Source organism: Sphingobium fluviale, from assembly GCF_004122115.1.
Taxonomy (GTDB): Bacteria; Pseudomonadota; Alphaproteobacteria; order Sphingomonadales; family Sphingomonadaceae; genus Sphingobium; species Sphingobium fluviale.
Window position 1 is genome coordinate 33,074 of record NZ_SBKP01000008.1, and the last position, 17,408, is coordinate 50,481.

General features: G+C 60.8%; 14 protein-coding genes. 3 read left to right on the forward strand and 11 right to left on the reverse strand.

The features are described 5' to 3' along the window. Window positions 1–24: 24 nt before the first annotated feature. From mrdA to EQG66_RS09220, 4 genes are read right to left on the reverse strand one after another with little or no spacing between them, the layout of a single operon-like run. A complete protein-coding gene (mrdA, locus tag EQG66_RS09205) occupies window positions 25–2,112 on the reverse strand; it encodes a penicillin-binding protein 2 (protein WP_129404304.1) in 2,088 nt (695 codons plus the stop codon). After that, entirely contained in the window at window positions 2,109–2,624 is a 516-nt protein-coding gene (locus EQG66_RS09210; RefSeq protein ID WP_129404305.1) for a rod shape-determining protein MreD, read from the reverse strand. The genes mrdA and EQG66_RS09210 overlap by 4 nt, the downstream gene beginning before the upstream one ends. Beyond that, window positions 2,621–3,526, reverse strand: a complete 906-nt coding sequence (gene mreC, locus EQG66_RS09215) for a rod shape-determining protein MreC (protein WP_129404306.1) — start codon at window positions 3,524–3,526, stop codon at window positions 2,621–2,623. The genes EQG66_RS09210 and mreC overlap by 4 nt, the downstream gene beginning before the upstream one ends. Window positions 3,527–3,545: 19 nt before the next feature. After that, window positions 3,546–4,592, reverse strand: a complete 1,047-nt coding sequence (locus tag EQG66_RS09220) for a rod shape-determining protein (RefSeq protein WP_129404307.1) — start codon at window positions 4,590–4,592, stop codon at window positions 3,546–3,548. 108 nt (window positions 4,593–4,700) lie between these two features. Between EQG66_RS09220 and mutL the strand changes: the two genes are divergently transcribed. Beyond that, window positions 4,701–6,509 carry a DNA mismatch repair endonuclease MutL gene (mutL, locus tag EQG66_RS09225; RefSeq protein ID WP_129404308.1) on the forward strand — a complete coding sequence of 603 codons (1,809 nt, stop codon included), beginning with the start codon at window positions 4,701–4,703 and terminating at the stop codon, window positions 6,507–6,509. A 5-nt stretch (window positions 6,510–6,514) separates the two neighbouring features. On the opposite strand, the gene EQG66_RS09230 is transcribed toward mutL, so the two are convergent. The 3 genes from EQG66_RS09230 to ychF form a co-directional block, all read right to left on the reverse strand. Next, on the reverse strand, window positions 6,515–6,979 hold the full coding sequence (locus EQG66_RS09230) for a MaoC family dehydratase (protein WP_129404309.1): 465 nt from the start codon (window positions 6,977–6,979) through the stop codon (window positions 6,515–6,517). A gap of 6 nt (window positions 6,980–6,985) precedes the next feature. Next, a complete protein-coding gene (locus tag EQG66_RS09235) occupies window positions 6,986–8,290 on the reverse strand; it encodes a hypothetical protein (protein WP_245987991.1) in 1,305 nt (434 codons plus the stop codon). A gap of 69 nt (window positions 8,291–8,359) precedes the next feature. Beyond that, window positions 8,360–9,457 (reverse strand): redox-regulated ATPase YchF, encoded by a 1,098-nt coding sequence (gene ychF, locus EQG66_RS09240; RefSeq protein WP_129404310.1) that lies wholly within the window; start codon window positions 9,455–9,457, stop codon window positions 8,360–8,362. A 188-nt stretch (window positions 9,458–9,645) separates the two neighbouring features. Here ychF and EQG66_RS09245 point away from each other — a divergent pair, with 188 nt between their 5' ends. Further along, window positions 9,646–12,330, forward strand: coding sequence for a M1 family metallopeptidase (locus EQG66_RS09245; protein ID WP_129404311.1), 2,685 nt, complete (start codon window positions 9,646–9,648; stop codon window positions 12,328–12,330). Between the two features lie 78 nt (window positions 12,331–12,408). Here the strand turns inward: EQG66_RS09245 and rplL are convergent, their stop codons facing one another. Further along, window positions 12,409–12,783, reverse strand: coding sequence for a 50S ribosomal protein L7/L12 (rplL, locus tag EQG66_RS09250; RefSeq protein ID WP_129404312.1), 375 nt, complete (start codon window positions 12,781–12,783; stop codon window positions 12,409–12,411). A gap of 80 nt (window positions 12,784–12,863) precedes the next feature. Then, window positions 12,864–13,379 (reverse strand): 50S ribosomal protein L10, encoded by a 516-nt coding sequence (gene rplJ, locus EQG66_RS09255; protein WP_129404313.1) that lies wholly within the window; start codon window positions 13,377–13,379, stop codon window positions 12,864–12,866. Window positions 13,380–14,037: 658 nt separating this feature from the next. Between rplJ and EQG66_RS15580 the strand changes: the two genes are divergently transcribed. Further along, window positions 14,038–14,739, forward strand: a complete 702-nt coding sequence (locus EQG66_RS15580; protein ID WP_245987992.1) for a PEPxxWA-CTERM sorting domain-containing protein — start codon at window positions 14,038–14,040, stop codon at window positions 14,737–14,739. 40 nt (window positions 14,740–14,779) lie between these two features. Here the strand turns inward: EQG66_RS15580 and greB are convergent, their stop codons facing one another. Then, window positions 14,780–15,271, reverse strand: coding sequence for a transcription elongation factor GreB (greB, locus tag EQG66_RS09265; RefSeq protein WP_129404314.1), 492 nt, complete (start codon window positions 15,269–15,271; stop codon window positions 14,780–14,782). A 13-nt stretch (window positions 15,272–15,284) separates the two neighbouring features. Continuing rightward, the gene (locus tag EQG66_RS09270; RefSeq protein ID WP_245987994.1) at window positions 15,285–17,336 is read right to left on the reverse strand and encodes a lytic transglycosylase domain-containing protein; all 2,052 of its coding nucleotides are present in this window, start codon (window positions 17,334–17,336) and stop codon (window positions 15,285–15,287) included. Window positions 17,337–17,408: the final 72 nt, after the last annotated feature.

Below are 17,408 nucleotides of genomic sequence, written 5' to 3' on the forward strand. Positions count from 1 at the left end.
GGGAAACGGTGGAGGGGACGATGCTCAATCCGTTTCCTCCTGCACGTTGCTCACACTTGCTGCGGGTGTGGAAGGCGCCTGCGCTGATGATGTATCCAGCGTGGCAGCGGGGGTCACGACAGCGGGTGTGCCATGCTGATCTGCCGCATTGGCCGTATTTTCGGCCGTAGTGGCAGGCGGCGGGGCCATGCCATGTGCCGCGCGATAGGCAGCCATCTGTGCTTCCTGCCGGGCAAAGGGATCACCGCCCCAATCCTTTTCATAGGCGACAAGCCGTTCCATCGCATCCTTGGGATCGAACAGATAGCTCATCACATCGCCAGAGATGCGCGGGGCGTCTTGAATAATGTTGACGTGCCCGCCATGCTCAATGACGGTGCCGATGGCATAGCGGGGGTTGTCTGCGGGTGCGAAGCCCATAAACAGTGCATGATCGCGGAGTTTGAACGCCAGCGAAGCGTTGGAGCGCACACCGCTGCGTCGCTCGGCCATGGTGATGCGGCGTACCTGCGCTGTGCCGGTTTTGCCCGCCATCAATATATCGGGCACAGAGAGCCGCGCGCCTCCACCGGTGCCGCGCCCATTCACCACATCGCGCATGGCGGCCCAAATAATCTCCAGATGCTCCCGCGATACTCCCAGCGGCAGGGCGGGCTCGCGCTTCGCACCAAATAACAGGTTCGGCATCAGTGCCTTTCCAGACGCCAGCCGCGCCGCCATGATCGCGATCTGTAGCGGATTGACGAGCATATAACCCTGCCCGATGGTGGCGTTTACAGTGTCGTAAACCTGCCAGTCCTGATCATATTTCTTTTTCTTCCAGGCGGCATCGGGCACCGTGCCATAGCTCTGGCTGGGGTAGGGCAGCGGGAATTTTTGCCCCAGCCCCAGCTTGCGCGCCATATCCGCGATCACCTGCATGCCGAGGCGCTGCGCCATCACATAGAAATAGATGTCGCAGCTCTGCTCTATGCCCCGGTGCATGTTCACCGCACCATGCCCGCCGCGCCGCCAGCAGTGAAAGCGGCCATTGCCGACCCGGATGGCACCGCTGCATTGCACCGTCTCGTTGGGATCAAGTCCTGCCTCCAGAAAGGAGAGCGCGACCATGGGCTTGACTGTGGAGCCGGGCGGATACAGGCCTTGCAGCGTTTTGTTGCGCAGGGGAACATGGTCGTCCTGGCTCAGCATGTCCCACTCCATATGGCTTATGCCATCGGAGAAGCTGTTGGGATCGAAGCTTGGCATAGAAGCCATGGCTAGAAGATCGCCTGTCCTGCAATCGACCACCACGACAGAGCCGCTCTGAGTACCGAGCCTGCGCCCAGCAAATTCCTGCAGTCCGGCGTCGATCGTGAGCTGGATCGTTTTGCCGGGAGTGTCGGGCCGGGTGGTGAGTTCGCGCACCACTTTGCCGCGTGCCGTCACCTCCACCCGCTTTGCGCCGGGTTTGCCATTTAGCGCTGCCTCGAAGGTGCGCTCCAGCCCATCTTTGCCGATCTTGTATCCCGGTGTGATGAGAAGCGGGTCTTTGCGCTCGTCATAATCCTTGGCCGATGCAACGCCAACATAGCCGATGAGGTGGCCTACCGATGGCCCGGCAGGATAATCGCGCGAAAAGCCCTGCGCTGGAGCGATTCCCGGCAGATCGGGTAATCTCACCGAAACAGCTGCATACTGGTCGTAACTGAGCTTGTCGGATACCTGCACAGGCTGAAACCCGGCGGCTTTGTCCAACTCCTCATTAATGCGCTCCACATCTTCCGGCGCAAGCGAGAGAAGCTGTGCCAACGTGCCGACGACGCGCGCCCGATCCTGAAGCCGGTCCGGGATGATGTCGACACGGAAATCGGTGCGGTTTTTGGCGATGGGTATGCCATGCCGGTCGATGATCCAGCCGCGGCGTGGAGGCACAAGTGTGAGGTTGACCCGGTTGCTCTCAGACAGGAGCGAATATTTTTCATTCTCGGCAATGCTGATCCAGCCCATCCGCGCAGCAAGCAGAACTCCGATGCCGCCCTGTATCGTCCCCAGCACCATCGCGCGTCGCGTGAAGCTATGGGAAAGGCTGGCCTGGGTAATGTTCTTTGGGGTGAGCTTTGGAAACTTCATGCCATCATGCGCCAGCGGTCCGTTCGGGCGACCACGCGCACAATAAGCGGATAGAGCAGGGCAGACCAGAGAATTTGTGGCAAGATCAGCGACACAGGGGCACCGCTACCGAAATGATGCACAAAACCCAACCCGCCAAAAAGAAAAAAGGCGGACGCTGTGAGGGCAATCAGCCAGTCATGCCAATAATCGCGCCAATAGAGGCGCGTGTCGACCAGTTCAATCGCGAGATTGATGGCGCACCACAGGAAGATGGCTGTGCCGAGCGGATTGCCGCTCATCAGGTCGTCGAATGCGCCCAGCGGGGCGGCGATCCACAGCGGCCATAGCTCATGATGCAGTAGCCGCCATCCAACAAACATCAGTAGGCCCAGCGGGGGCAGGGTGGGGGCCTGCGCGATCAGCGGCAGCATCGTTGGCAACGCTGAGGCCAGCAGTACGGTCACTATCGGTGTGCCATCCATGCGCCAAGGCGAGGGCGTGCTGCCCAGACGAGGAACCGGCTGGCTCATTGCACTGCTGCCTCGGAGGCAGGCGCTTCTGTCTTGGACTGTACCACCGGTGCCGGGATATTGGCATCATAGGCGCGCTCAACCATCACCAGCTCCACACGCGCGGGGTTGGCCAGAGGGACGCCGATGGCGTAGCCGTCGCGCAGTGCGACGATGATTGCCACAGGGATATTGGGCCGATAAATCCCGCCGGTTCCGGTCGTCACCACTATGTCTCCAGGGCGAAACGGGTTGGCCCCTGCGCTCAAAGGACGAATCTCGACTGTGCCATCGTCGCGACCTGTGGAGATGGCACCGATATTGTCTCTTGCCCGCCGCACAGGCACAATGTTCTGGCTGTCCGTCAGCAAGAGGATATCCGCGCTGCGTGGTCCCACGATCAGCACCCGCCCCACAAGGCCCTCTGGCGCGCGCACCGGCATCCCTGCCAAAACACCTGCTACGCTGCCTGTGTTGATCCGGGCGAGGCGGCGGCTGATGGTGGAGGAGGATGAAATCATCCGGGCCGTCGCAACCTTGTTGTCGGTCTCCTGAGTGAGCTGGAGGAGCTTCTTGAGGCGGCTATTTTCCTGTGCGACAGCTTCAGCTTCTATCAGCTTGACCCTGTTGGCCTCAACCTGACGTCGCAGCGCTGCATTCTGTGACCCGGCGTCGATATAGGCGATAATCTGCTCGTCAATCGTACCGAAACTGCGGACCATGGATTTGAGGGCAGAGGCCACCGGACTGGTTAGTGTCGCCGCGCCCGCGCGCAAGACAGAAAATCCCGCAGGGTCGGCAACGGACACCAAAACCAGCAACAGACCCGCAATCGCGCACGCTATTGTAATGACATAGCTCGCGAACAAGCCATATTGGGCCCGCCTGTTCACTCCGGGACGGCGACTGGACGGTCGCGCCATGGCAGGCGGTCTCCCTAGGCTACGCGGTTTGCAACACGCCGCGGAACATCGGATCTTCCAGCGCGCGGCCGGTGCCGATGGCGACGCATGTCAGCGGATCGTCCGCAACCGTAACGGGCAGGCCGGTCTCGTCGCGCAGTTCGTCGTCCAGCCCTTTCAGCAGCGCGCCGCCGCCTGTAAGGACAATCCCCTGATCGACGATATCCGCCGCCAGCTCTGGCGCTGTGTTCTCCAGCGCAATGCGTACGCCCTCGACGATGGTGCCGATCGGTTCGGCCAATGCCTCGGCGATCTGCGCCTGCGTGATGCTGATTTCCTTGGGCACGCCGTTGACGAGGTCACGGCCCTTGATATGGATCGTCGCGCCGATGCCGTCAGCGGGCGGCTGGGCGACGCCGAATTCCTTCTTGATGCGCTCTGCGGTCGCTTCGCCGATCAGCAGATTGTGATGGCGGCGTACGAAGGAAACGATCGCTTCATCCATCTTGTCGCCACCCACACGAACCGAGGTGGTATAGGCAAGTCCGCGCAGGGAAAGCACCGCGACTTCGGTCGTGCCGCCGCCGATGTCGACGACCATAGAGCCGATCGGCTCCGTCACCGGCATGTCTGCGCCAATCGCGGCGGCCATCGGTTCCTCGATCAAAAAGACCTGAGATGCGCCAGCGTTGCTGGCAGCATCGCGGATCGCACGGCGCTCAACTGAGGTGGAGCCGGATGGCACGCAGATCACGATTTCAGGGAAACGCCACGGGCGCGCCTTGCCGCCATGCACCTTGGTGATGAAGTGTTTGATCATCTGCTCGGCGACATCAATGTCGGCAATCACGCCATCGCGCAGCGGGCGGATAGCTTCGATGGAATCGGGCGTCTTGCCCATCATCAGCTTGGCGTCGTCTCCCACGGCCTTGACGCGCTTGACGCCGTTGATCGTCTCAACAGCCACCACTGATGGCTCATTCAGCACAATACCACGACCGCGCACATAGACCACGGTGTTCGCGGTGCCGAGGTCGATGGCCATGTCTTGCGAGGAGAATTTGAACAACCGGGTGAAAATTGACATGCCATATCCTGTTTCAATGTTCGCGTGCGCGCGCCACGTAAGGATGAAGGCGAAAAAATATCCGGCCACGGCTCGCGGAATGCGTCCGCTTGGGCTAGTCAACGGCATATGTCAATACGCCGCCTGCCCGAACACCTTGTTAACCGTATCGCCGCGGGGGAAGTGGTTGAAAGACCGGCCAGCGCGCTGAAGGAACTGGTGGAAAACGCCGTTGATGCAGGAGCATCGCGCGTTTCGATTAGGCTTTCGGCTGGTGGGACAGAACGAATCGAGGTGATTGACGATGGCTGTGGCATGAGCGCGGCCGATATGGCGCTGGCGCTGGAGCGGCACGCGACATCCAAGCTGCCGGATGAGCGGATCGAAGCGGTTGAAACGCTTGGTTTTCGTGGTGAAGCGCTACCCTCCATAGCGTCCGTAGCCCGCCTTACGCTGGAAAGCAGAGTGCGCGGTAGCGAAGGCTGGCAACGGGTTGTAGACAATGGCGCGCTGGTGGAGGAAGGGCCGTGCGCCGTTCCGCCGGGAACAAGCGTGCGGATCGAGGCGCTGTTCGAGCGGGTGCCTGCGCGCCGCAAGTTCCTGCGCAGTCCACGTGCCGAATATGGGGCCTGTCTCGATGTGGTCCGTCGTCTCGCAATGGCACATCCTGAGATCGCATTTTCGCTGGAGCATGATGGGCGGCGTTCGCTCGCGGTACAATCGGGCGAGGGGCGCGAGGCGCGTGTTGCGGCGCTGACGGATCGGGATCTGGCCGACAATCATGTGATCGTCTCGCTTGAGCGCGAGGGCGTGCGCCTGTCCGGCGTCGCGAGCCTGCCCACCTATAATCGTGGCGTGGCCGATCACCTCTATCTCTTTGTCAATGGCCGCCCGGTTCGGGACAGGCTGTTGCTTGGAGCTGTGCGGGGCGCCTATGCCGATCTTCTGACGCGAGACAGGCACCCGGTTGTCGCGCTGTTCCTTGATGTGCCGCCGACCGAAGTGGATGTGAACGTCCATCCCGCCAAGACAGAGGTGCGGTTCCGCGATCCTGCCTTCGTGCGCGGCATGATCGTGAGCGGTCTCAAGCGCGCCCTAGATGAAGCGGGGTTGCGCTCAGTGCAGCGGCCGGATTTGGCGGCGATGGCGGCATGGCGCAGCGAGCGGTCGTCGCCAACGCCCATCGGCGCGCTGCCGATCTTTGCGCATCAGCCGGAGCGCCGTCATGACTTCGCGCCTGTGGATGCCTATCTTTCGGATGCTGTGCGGCAGTGGGGCGACTACACGCCCGCCATGCCCATGCCCGCCGCGCGTGGAGAGACCGCATTAGATTCTGCTCCCTCGGCCCAGTCCTTCCCCCTTGGCGTTGCGCGCGGCCAGGTGGCGAAGACCTATATCGTAGCCGAGGCGGAGGATGGGCTTGTATTGGTCGATCAGCATGCCGCGCATGAGCGACTGGTGCTGGAGAGGATGCGTCGTGCGCTCGAAAGCGAGGGCGGCGGCATCGCCTCTCAGGCGCTGTTGCTGCCGCAGGTGGTGGAGCTAGACGAGCCTGCCTGCGATCGGCTTGAGACGCGGATTACGGAGCTGGCCGAATTCGGGCTGGAGCTGGAGCGCTTCGGCCCCGCTGCGATGCTGGTGCGCGCTACTCCGGCTATGCTGGGTGCGAACGACGCCGAGGGACTTGTGCGTGATCTGGCCGATGATCTGGCTGAGGCTGATCAGGCGCTTTCTCTCAGAGAACGGATCAACCACGTCGCCGCAACGATGGCCTGTCATGGCTCCGTGCGCGCGGGCAGGCTGCTGTCCGTCGCGGAGATGAACGCCTTGCTGCGAGAGATGGAAGTGACGCCCCACTCCGGCCAGTGCAATCATGGCCGTCCGACATGGGTGAAGCTGGCGCACAGCGATATCGAAAAGCTGTTCGGGCGCAGATAGGCTGATCAGCCAGATTTTCCAGCCCGTGTGCGCCATATACCGTTGGATATGAGCGTCATGACCAATGTGTCGTTCTGGTTGAAGACGCTCCAGCGGCTCTTGATGATGCCCATTTCCGGGCGGCTGGCTGATGGGCGCTTGTCCAGCACCTCGATTTCGCATCGCAGGACATCGCCAGGATAGACCGGGTGCGGCCAGCGCACTTCGTCCATACCAAGCCCGCCCATGCTGGCGTCGGCCGTCCCGCATTCCTTCCAATGCGATACGATCATGTTCATCGCCATGCCGCATGTGTGCCAGCCACTTGCTGGAATCTTGCCGAATATGCTTGCGGCTGCGGCGGCGTCATCGAGATGGAAGTCCTGCGGGTCGTAGCGGGAGGCGAAGGCAATCACTTCCTCGCGTGTAACCTCATACTGACCAAAACGCTCTGTTGTGCCGACCTCAATATCCTCGAAATAAACGGTCATAAGCTGCTAGTGCCCCAAGGAAAGCCGGGTGAACAGAGTATATCCCCATGGATGCTTGCCATAAGCTGCGTCAAGGGCGGCGGGCTTCAGATAGGCATTGGCGCTACCGCCGAGCGTGAGGCGAAAAGGGCTGCTGCCGAGGGGTGTTTGCCACGCATAGCCTGCCTGAAGCTTGGTCACACGAAAGGCGACATCGTGCAGCGGGTCATGATGATCCGGGAACAGTTCGGCATTCTTCACATTTTCGATACGGCCAAACAGCGCGTGATGCGCGGTGAGGGCATAGTTCGCCTCGGCGATCCACGCGGTCAGCGTATCGCCCGGATCGCGGTTCTTCGCTGAAAATGCCGCCATGGCGGAGAGGCGCCCGTCGGCATAATGGACGCTGGCGGTAGTGCGGTGTTCGTCTTCGCCGACATGGGTCGTTTCAGGCTGCTTAAGGAAGCCGTGGCTAACATGCGCGGACCAGCGTGGCGTTGGGTTCCATGTCGCGCGGATGGACCATGAATCGAGCTTGGGTGTCTCGATGTTCCATCGGTGTTCGTCCGGCTCGCGCCCGCGGAAGGTGGAAGCCTCGATCTGCCAGCGTCGGGAAGAAACGCCCGCTGTCACCACGCCATAAGTAATATGCGTGCTGTCGAACCAGTGATGGCTGATCGGCGGCTCGGGGTTATTCGCCGCGCTGCCCCGGTGCATGAAGGCGCTCGGCCCCAGCGCCGGTTCGCCAACCGGCCCGCCATAGAGGAACAGGGATGTGCCGGGCGCGACATCGACATCGAGCCTTGCGGCGAGTTCCATGAACAGGTCATGCGGGTGCTGCCGGTCAACGAGAGGCTGGCCGTATGCAACTTCGCCGGTCGCGAAGAGATTGGGGTAGCCGTCATGCCGCATCGCGGGTTCGAGGGAGAACATGGATTTGAACGCGAGGCGCGCTCCGCCGAAATCCTTGCTCGCGGTCAGCATCGCCATCGAGGTGACGTAATATTTGTCGTCCCCGCGCGGGCCTTTATGGTCGGTATATTTCGCGCTCACATCGCCGTGGAGCATGAGCATCCAGTCGTCGCCGGGCATGAAATGGAGGCCGCGCATCGCGCCTTCCTCGCCGGGAAGGCGGGAGGTCCCGGAGCCAGATACCCCTCTGCCGCGCATGCGATCGAGACACTCGAACTCGCCGGGCATGCAATCAACCCATATATCAGTTAGAGGATCACGGGTTTCTTGTTCCATCCTGCTCATATCATGCCCATTATGCTCCTGCGCCACGGCGGGGATCGAGGCCGTCATCAGCAGAGCGGCAATGGCTACGCGCATATTCTTGTCCTTTTGTTTGCAGCATTTTCGGGCGCAAAACCGGTGCCCACTTTTGCTGAAAATGCTTTGCTAACTGTGCAGAAAGTGCATCACGTCGCCGTCCTGCACCACATAAGCCTTGCCCTCGGCGCGCAGCTTGCCTGCCTCGCGCGCCTTGCTTTCGCCGCCCAAAGTCACGAAGTCGTCATAGGCGATCGTCTCAGCGCGGATGAAGCCTTTTTCGAAGTCGCTGTGGATTTCCCCCGCCGCATTGGGAGCAGTCGCCCCCTTGTGGACCGTCCATGCCCGCGCTTCCTTTGGCCCTACGGTAAAAAACGTGAGCAGATGAAGCAGCTCGTAGCCAGCGCGGATCACGCGGGCGAGGCCGGTTTCGTGCAATCCCAATTCCTCCAGATATTCCATCCGTTCCGCCCCATCCATGCCTACCAGCTCGGATTCGATCGCGGCTGAAACGACGACCGCCTGCGCCCCTTCCGCCACCGCTTTCTCAAATACGCGGGCCGAGAAGGCGTTGCCGCTCGCAGCACACTCTTCCTCCACATTGCAGACATACAATACCGGCTTCGAAGTGAGCAGTTGTGCTTGCTTGAAAACGCGCGCTTCCTCTTCGTCGCCCGGCACGACGAGCCGGGCGGGCTTGCCTTCACGCAGCAGCTCCAGCGCCTGTCCCAACACGGAGGCGATCAGCTTGCTTTCCTTGTCGCCTTGCGCCGCCTTTTTCTGTGCCGCAGGCACACGCTTTTCGAGGGATTCGAGATCCGAGAGCATCAGTTCGGTTTCAACCGTCTCGGCGTCAGCGATCGGATCGACTTTATTATCAACATGCTGGATGTCATCATTCTCGAAACATCTCAACACATGGACGATCGCATCCACTTCGCGGATGTTGCCAAGGAACTGGTTGCCCAGCCCTTCGCCCTTGCTTGCGCCACGCACCAGCCCGGCAATATCGACGAACGCGAGCTGAGTAGGGATGATTTTCTGGCTACCCGCGATTGCGGCCAGCCTGTCCAGCCGCGCATCGGGCACAGCGACATTGCCGATATTCGGCTCGATCGTGCAGAACGGATAGTTCGCCGCCTGTGCCGCCTGCGTCTCGGTCAGCGCGTTGAACAGGGTCGATTTGCCGACATTAGGCAGGCCGACGATACCGCATTTGAAACCCATCTGAAGCGCCTCTTGCAAGTGTGAGCTAGGTGATTGAAGGTGCCCATAGGCGTTCGGAGGGGCGAATTCCAGTCACAACGGGTGGCATTGGTCCATGGACAATGCTTATGCCTGGCGGCATACTCCCATATAGCCGGAGTTTGGCCGCTGCGCCTTGTTTCCTTTTACTTGCCAGGAGCCTTGAAGACATGAGCCTTGCCCATATGATGCGTCGTCTCTCGCGATCCGCTGCGCCAGTTGCTTTGGGGCTGTCGGTGTTGGGCGCCCCATGTGCGTTTGCAAGGCCAGCCGGTGGGCTTGAGGCAGATGTCACTACGCAACTGCCGCGCGTCGCTGTGCCCAGTCATTACGCCATCAGCGTGACGCCCGATGCAGTCAATCTAACATTCGCGGCCAGTGCGGCCATCGATGTAAGGGTCTATGCTGAGACGAAGTCTCTGACGCTGAACGCGGCAGATCTGACTATCTCCTCCGCAACCATCACGCCTTCGGGCCGCAAGACGGCGATGCCAGGCGCAATCAGCCTTGATGCGCAAGCCCAGACGGTCACCGTCACATTTGAAAAGGTGCTCAAGCCGGGCAAATACCGGCTTGGCTTCGCCTACACGGGCGTCATCAACACGCAGGCGAACGGCCTGTTTGCGCTGGATTATCAGAACGCGGCGGGAGAGAAAAAACGCGCGCTGTTCACACAGTTCGAGGCGCCAGACGCGCGCAGGTTCGTGCCGAGCTGGGATGAGCCAAGCTACAAGGCGACGTTCGATCTCTCTGTGGTCGTACCCAAGGGGCAGATGGCTGTTGGCAATATGCCAATCGTCTCCAGTGCCGCGCAAGCCGATGGCACCACGCTCGTCACCTTCGGCACCAGCCCCAAGATGTCCACCTATCTGTTATTCCTCGGCATGGGCGAGCTGGAGCGGATGACGACCAAGGTGGGCAAAACCGAACTTGGCGTGGTCACCGGTAAGGGTAATGTGGGTAAGGCACAGCTCGCGCTTGATGCGGCTGCGCAAATCCTGCCTTATTACAACACATATTTCGGCACCCGCTTTCCGCTGCCCAAGCTTGATAATGTGGCCGGTCCTGGGCAGAGCCAATTCTTTTCCGCCATGGAAAACTGGGGTGCGATCTTCACGTTCGAGCGCGCTCTGCTGGTCGATCCCAAATCCACATCGGAGGCTGCCAAGCGTCGGGTATACGAGATCGTAGCGCATGAAGCCGCGCATCAGTGGTTCGGCAATCTCGTGACGATGGCCTGGTGGGACGACCTTTGGCTCAACGAAGGGTTCGCAAGCTGGATGGCGACCAAGGTCACGGATGTGATGAAGCCGGAGTGGGAGATGCTGCTCACCCGTGTTGACGGGCGCGAAGCGGCAATGGGGCTGGACGCCTATGTAACAACGCATCCGGTTGTGCAGCCGATCAAGACTGTGGACGACGTCAACCAGGCGTTCGATGCCATCACCTATGAAAAGGGCGAGGCAGTCATCACCATGCTGGAGAATTTCGCCGGGGCGGATATTTGGCGTAATGGCATCCGCGCCTATATGAAGAAGCATGCATACCGCAACACGGTGACGCGTGATCTGTGGAGTGCGGTGGAGGCTGCGGGTGCGAAGGGGTTATCCGTCATCGCGCAGGATTTCACCACCCAGCCGGGCATCCCTCTGGTGAAGGTCGAAAGCGCGCAGTGCGACAATGGCGTGACCCGGCTGTCCCTCAGCCAAAGCGAGTTCAGCCGAGACACCAAGGATGCCAAGGACGCGTCGCCGATGCGCTGGCATGTGCCGGTGAAGGCGCAGGTTGTGGGTGGGGCTACCCAGTCGATGATCCTGCATGGCAGTGGCACGATGGAGCTTGCCGGCTGTGGCGCTTATGTGGTCAATTTCGGGCAGGCGGGCTATTACCGTTCGCTCTACCCGGCGGAAAATGTAGCCGCGCTGGCAAAAGACTTCACCCGGCTCGCGTCTATCGACCAGAAAGGCCTGCTTGCCGATAACTGGCAGCTGGGCTTGGGCGGCTATCAGCCGATGACACGGTCGCTGGAATTGGTCGACGCCGTGCCGACGACCGCGAGCACGGCGATCCTTACTGCACTGCCGGATTATCTTGCCGCCGTGCATGACATGTTCGATGGTGATATCGCAAACCAGCAAAAGGTACTGACATACGCATCCGCCAAACTGACCCCTATCCTCACACGCATCGGCATTGACGCAAAAGAGGGGGAAGGCGCGCAGACTGCGCTGCTGCGTCAGTCGCTGATCGCGACATTGGGCGACATGGGTGAGGGCGCGGTGTTGGCGGAGGCGCGCCGCCGTTTTGCCGCGCTTGATGGCAACCCGGCAGCGCTCGATGGTCCGATGAAGTTCGTATGGCTCAGGATCGTAGCGAAATACGCGGATCAGCCGACATGGGACACGATCCGCAAGATGGCGAACGCGGCGGCCACTCCACTGGAAAAAAGCCAGCTTTTCAGCCTTCTTGGACGAGCGAAAGACGAGAATCTCTCTGCGCAGGCGCTGAATCTTGCGCTTACAGATGAACCGGGCAAGACAACGAGCGCGGACATCATTTCATCCGTCGCGGCCGGGCATAGCATGCAGGCTGTCGATTTTGCGCTGGCCCATCTCGATCACTATCTCTCTCTGATCGACTCATCTGCGCGTAGTCAGGCCATAGGTCGGCTCGGCGCGGGATCAGCCGATCTTGCCATGGCCGACAAGCTTGCAGCCTATGCGGATGCGCGGCTTACAGACGTTTCCCGCAAGACGACCGACCGTGCCATTGCCGCTATCAAGGCACGGGCCGCCACGCGCGCACGCCTCAAGCCGGAGGTGCTTACATGGCTGGATGCCAGGGTCGCGAAATAAAAGACATGGTAATCAAGCAAAAAGGGCAGCTCCCATAGGAACTGCCCCCTTTGTTTACCACCTTGCGGCGGAAGAAGCTTACTTCATCTCGACAGTGGCGCCTGCGCCTTCGAGCTTCTTCTTCACTTCTTCGGCTTCCGCCTTGTTCACGCCTTCCTTGATGGCTTTCGGCGCGGCTTCGACCAGCGCCTTGGCTTCTGTCAGGCCGAGGCCGGTGATGGCGCGGACTTCCTTGATGACGGCGATCTTGTTGCCGCCGTCGCCGGTCAGGATTACGTCGAACTCGGTCTGCTCTTCAGCAGCCGGAGCGGCAGCAGCCGGGCCAGCGGCGGCAACCGCGACCGGAGCAGCAGCAGAAACGCCCCACTTTTCTTCCAGAGCCTTGGACAGCTCGGCAGCTTCGAGGACGGTGAGGGCCGACAGTTGATCGACCAGTGCGTTGATATCAGCCATGTAACCTATCTACCTTTCTGGGCGGGGCGTGGCCCCTAATACTAGAGTTTCTATTAAGTATCGAAATCATCCACCTGAAATCAGGCAGCTTCTTTCGTAGCGTATGCGTTGAAAACCCGCGCAAGCTGTGCGGCCGGTGCCTGGGTGATGCCTGCGAGCTTGGTCGCCGGAGCCTGAATAAGCCCGATCAACGTTGCGCGCATCTCATCCAGCGACGGCATGGACGCGAGCGCCTTGATGCCTTCCGCATTGAGCACAGTGCTGCCCATCGCCCCGCCAACGATCTCAAGTTTATCGTTGGTTTTGGCGAACTCGATTGCCACCTTGGCGGCGGCAACCGGATCGACCGAAGTGGCAAGCGCAACGGGGCCGGTCAGCAGGTCGCTGATCGGTTCGTAAGCCGTATCCTTCAGGGCGATCTTGGCGAGGCGGTTTTTCGATACCTTGTAAGTGGCCCCGGCTTCGCGCATCTTCTGGCGGAGCACCGTGGACTGCGCCACGGTCATGCCGAGGTTGCGGGTAACGACCACAACACCGACTTCGCCAAAAGTCACGTTCAGCGCGGATACCAACTCAGCTTTCTGGGTACGATCCATGCCATTCTCCATAGTATCCCGCCGGCCCATCCGGCGGGATGTTTCGCGCAGGGCGGCACCCTGGGGGCGCAACCCTGTGCATGTGTTCGAAAGGGATAAGGATCAAGTGCCCGCTCAGGCCCGGTTCCGGGCTGTTGAGCCAATGCTGCTCCGCTACATATCTCTATGCCGCGGCGATGAATCTTTGTCCCCGTCTCGGCCGGAAATTAAGAGGGGAAAACTCCCGTCACCGACTGTCTCGAACGGCGCATGACAGAACGGGTGTCCTACATGCAGAGCGCGCCATTACAGAACAGTCCGCAAAAAGTCCACTTATTTTATGCTATGGCCATTTAGCTAAAAAATGGCGGATTTTAGCGATTTATTAACCTCATATCTTCATCACGCGATCCGAAACATTCTGTGTCAAATTGAAACGGTTATGCCGAAATTCGGTTAACGCAGTCTTTCAATTATGAGATAAAATATTGAAATTAAACGATAATATCGGCTCATCGCAAATGTTGTAAAATTGCTGAAATTAACCTTCTTAGGATTTGCAGCGATGAAGCGGTTAAAATATAAGAGGAACCAAGGTCGGGACTGAGAATTTAACAGGCATGAAGCTCAATATCGGGCTCCTGCCATATGCTGACAGATTTATGTAGGGAGATACAAAATGCGGGCATTTGCCAAAATCGTATCGGCGGCGGCACTCGCCACTGCTACACTCAGCTCGGCTCATGCCGGCGTTTATGTGTATAACTTCGCGGGCAACAACAACTCGAACAGCTTCGGCGCACCGGGCAACACGATCACCCGCACCGCGACGAGCGGTTCGAACACTGTCAGCGTGACCGCTTCGGCCTGGAGCATCATCAGCGGCAACACCGTCGCCTCCTGGCTAGGCAACTATCCAGAGGGTCTCGGTGTCAAGCATTCGGCTGGCGACCAGAACTCGGTCGATAACTTCAATGGTGTCGATTATGTCCTCCTGCAGTTCAGCCGCCCGGTCAGCCTGACCAGCGCTTTCATCACCTCGAAGGGCTATCCCGCTTTCGGTCAGCCGGTGAAGGACGCTGACGCAGTAGCCAGCTACGGCTTCTCGGCGGCTACCTCGGTCGGCTCCATCACCATGCCGATTGGCCCGAACTTCATTGGTCTGCGGAACATCGCCACCAATGGTGAGACCGGCAAGTATTGGGCGATTGCTGCTGGCGGCGTGGACCGTACGTTCGACGCGTTCAAGATCGGCCAGATCACTGCAACGGCAGTTCCTGAGCCGGCGACCTGGGCGCTTATGATCCTCGGCTTCGGCGCCGTTGGTACTGCCCTGCGCAGCCGCCGCGCTAAGGCTGCCAAGGTCGGCTACGCTTTCTGATAAAATGCGCTCCGGCGCATTGAAGTGACCAAAAGATCGGCTATCCGGCACATGCCGGGTAGCCGATTTCCATTATCTCCACCTCTTTCTCTCCGCTCGGCAACACTACCCGGCGGACATCGCCTACAGCCGCGCCGCGCAACGCGCGCGCCAGCGGGGCGTCCCAGCCGATCCGCCCTGAGCCTGCATCCGTCTCGTCATTGCCGACGATCGTGATCGTGCGACAGGTGTCGTCCTCATCTGCAATCGTGACGGTCGCGCCGAAATAGACGCGGCTCTTGTCTGGCTGATCCGCCGGGTCGATCACCCGCGCATGCTCCATCTTTTTCGACAGGCGCCTCAACTGCCCGTCAATCTCGCGCATCCGCTTGCGGCCATAGAGATAGTCGCCATTCTCGCTGCGGTCGCCATTGCCAGCCGCCCAGCTCACAATATCGACGATCCTGGGCCGTTCTTCGCCGAGCAATCGGTCATATTCGGCGCGCAAGGCAGCGTATCCTTGCGGCGTGATGTAGTTGGTCTTGTCGTTCATTCAGGCAGCGGTATCAGCCTGCGCCCGCTTTGCCCAGATAGCGGCTCAACGGCGCGGCGGGCGAGGCCAGGCCCAGCTTTTGCGCGCGCATCGCATCATAGACTACCGCGTTTTCCAATACGCGCTGCACATAGTTGCGCGTTTCGGAGAAGGGAATCGCCTCGATCCAGGCGATCATGTCCGTGCTGCCGGTGCAGGGATTGCCATTGGCGGCGATCCATTTGCTCACATTGCCCGGCCCGGCATTATAGGCGGCGATGGCGAGCGGATGGCAGCCGTCATAGCGTGTGAGCATCCGCTGGAAATAGCTGCTGCCCAGCCGAATATTATAGCTGGTGTCTGTGGTGAGCGCATCGAGGCTGTAGGACAGGCCGATCTTGCCCGCGGTTTCCTGTGCGGTGCCGGGCATGAGCTGCATTAGCCCGCGCGCCTTGGCGCTGCTCACCGCAGCCCGGTCAAACTGGCTTTCCTGCCGGGTGATGGCGTGGATCATCGTCCAGTTTGCTTCATGATCCGAGGGAACAGGGAGACTGGGGAAGCTGGCGAGATTGTAGGCGCTGGTGCCATCCTTGCGCGCCTTGCGCCCCACCATCACGCCAAGGTCAGGCCTGCCGATGCGCTCTGCCAGATCGATGGCGAGCGCGCGCTCTGCATCCGTGGTGACATTGGCGGCAATGGCGCGCAGGAAAAAGCTCTGGTCGGTCCATCGTCCCGCAAGGCCCAGCGCACGGGCGGCGCGCACCACCGACCCGGCCTCGAACGCCGCACGCTCCTTGGCGCTGATCGGCGCAGCGAGCGCAGGGCGCGGGGCAGGAACGGGCTTCCCCAGCCGCTCAAGCGCCAGCTGCCCGTGAAACTGGTCGGGATAGGTCGCGGCAAGCTGTAGCAGCCGGTTGCCGTTCGCGCTGTCTCTGGCGGCCAGGGCGGCGCGGCCAGCCCAGTAATAGCCTTTGGACATGGTCTGCGGCGAGCGCGCGGCGCTGGCATAGCGGTTGAACATCGCCATGGCGTCAGAAGGGCGCCCCAGTTTCTCTAACGCCACCGTGCCAGCCAGCCAGGCGAGGCTGGTATAATCGTCCCGCTCGCCGAGTGGGCGCTCGCTCACGTCCGTGCCCGATGGATAGGCATCGTCGATCCTGCTGGCGATGCTGTAAGCCAAAGTGCTCTGGCCATCTTGAGCGGCGGCGCGCGCGTGGCTCAGCAGAATCTCATACCATTTCTCGACACTGCTGGGGCGGACTGTGAGGGTGTCCCTGCCGGCAAGCAGTTCCCGCGCGAGGAGGGCGTTGCCATTGGCGGTCAGCCATTGCGCCTTGTCGGCGATATAGCCCGCATGGCCGCGCGCGTAGGGGTCTGCCGCCTGCATCAGCGCCGAGGCATCTGCCGCCTTCCGCTGCATCGCGATGCGCGCTGCGACGATGGGCTGCGCGCGTGAGGAGAGATAGGGCAAGGCGCGCTCCGCAGACGATGCGTTGCGTACCCAAAGCGCGGCATCCGCATGAACATCGTGATCTTCAGCAGACAGCGACGAGGCGAACTGGCCGAGCATTAAGGCTTCATCCTCAGCGCTCATTGCACCCATGCGCCAAGCGTTGCGTGCAGCAACGCGCGCTTCGCCGCTTCTGCCGATTGCTTCGAGCGCGAGAGCATGACGCGCGCCGCCGGTCGCGGTGCGCGGTGGGAAGGCGCTGAAGAAGGCGACGACTTCGCTTGCGGGCGTGAGGGGGGTAACGCCACGCTCCGCCAGTCCGCGCATCCGGCTTTCCCCCGGCCACCCCGGATGCGCCATGATGAAGCGCGAATAGGCGGAAAAGCCGAGGCCGTCGCTTTGTTGCAGCCGCTTCCATTCATCGACATCGGCGAGGATCCCCACGTCCGCCGTCTGGACCGCGCGCGCGCTGGCAGTCGGCCAGTCCGGCGAGCCCTGCGGCAGCGCGGCAGATGCGCCCGGCGGGATTGGCTGCACAATTTCCTTGCGTGGTCCACTGATTTGCGCAACTGCGACCGACGCAATCAGCAGCGCACCTGTGGCCATCAGCCGCCGATAGAGTGGGGTTTGACGCATACTCTGGCTCATATTCCGGTTTCTTGCCCGATCTGATTTGTGTGAGTATGGCATGGCGATGATTATGCCGCG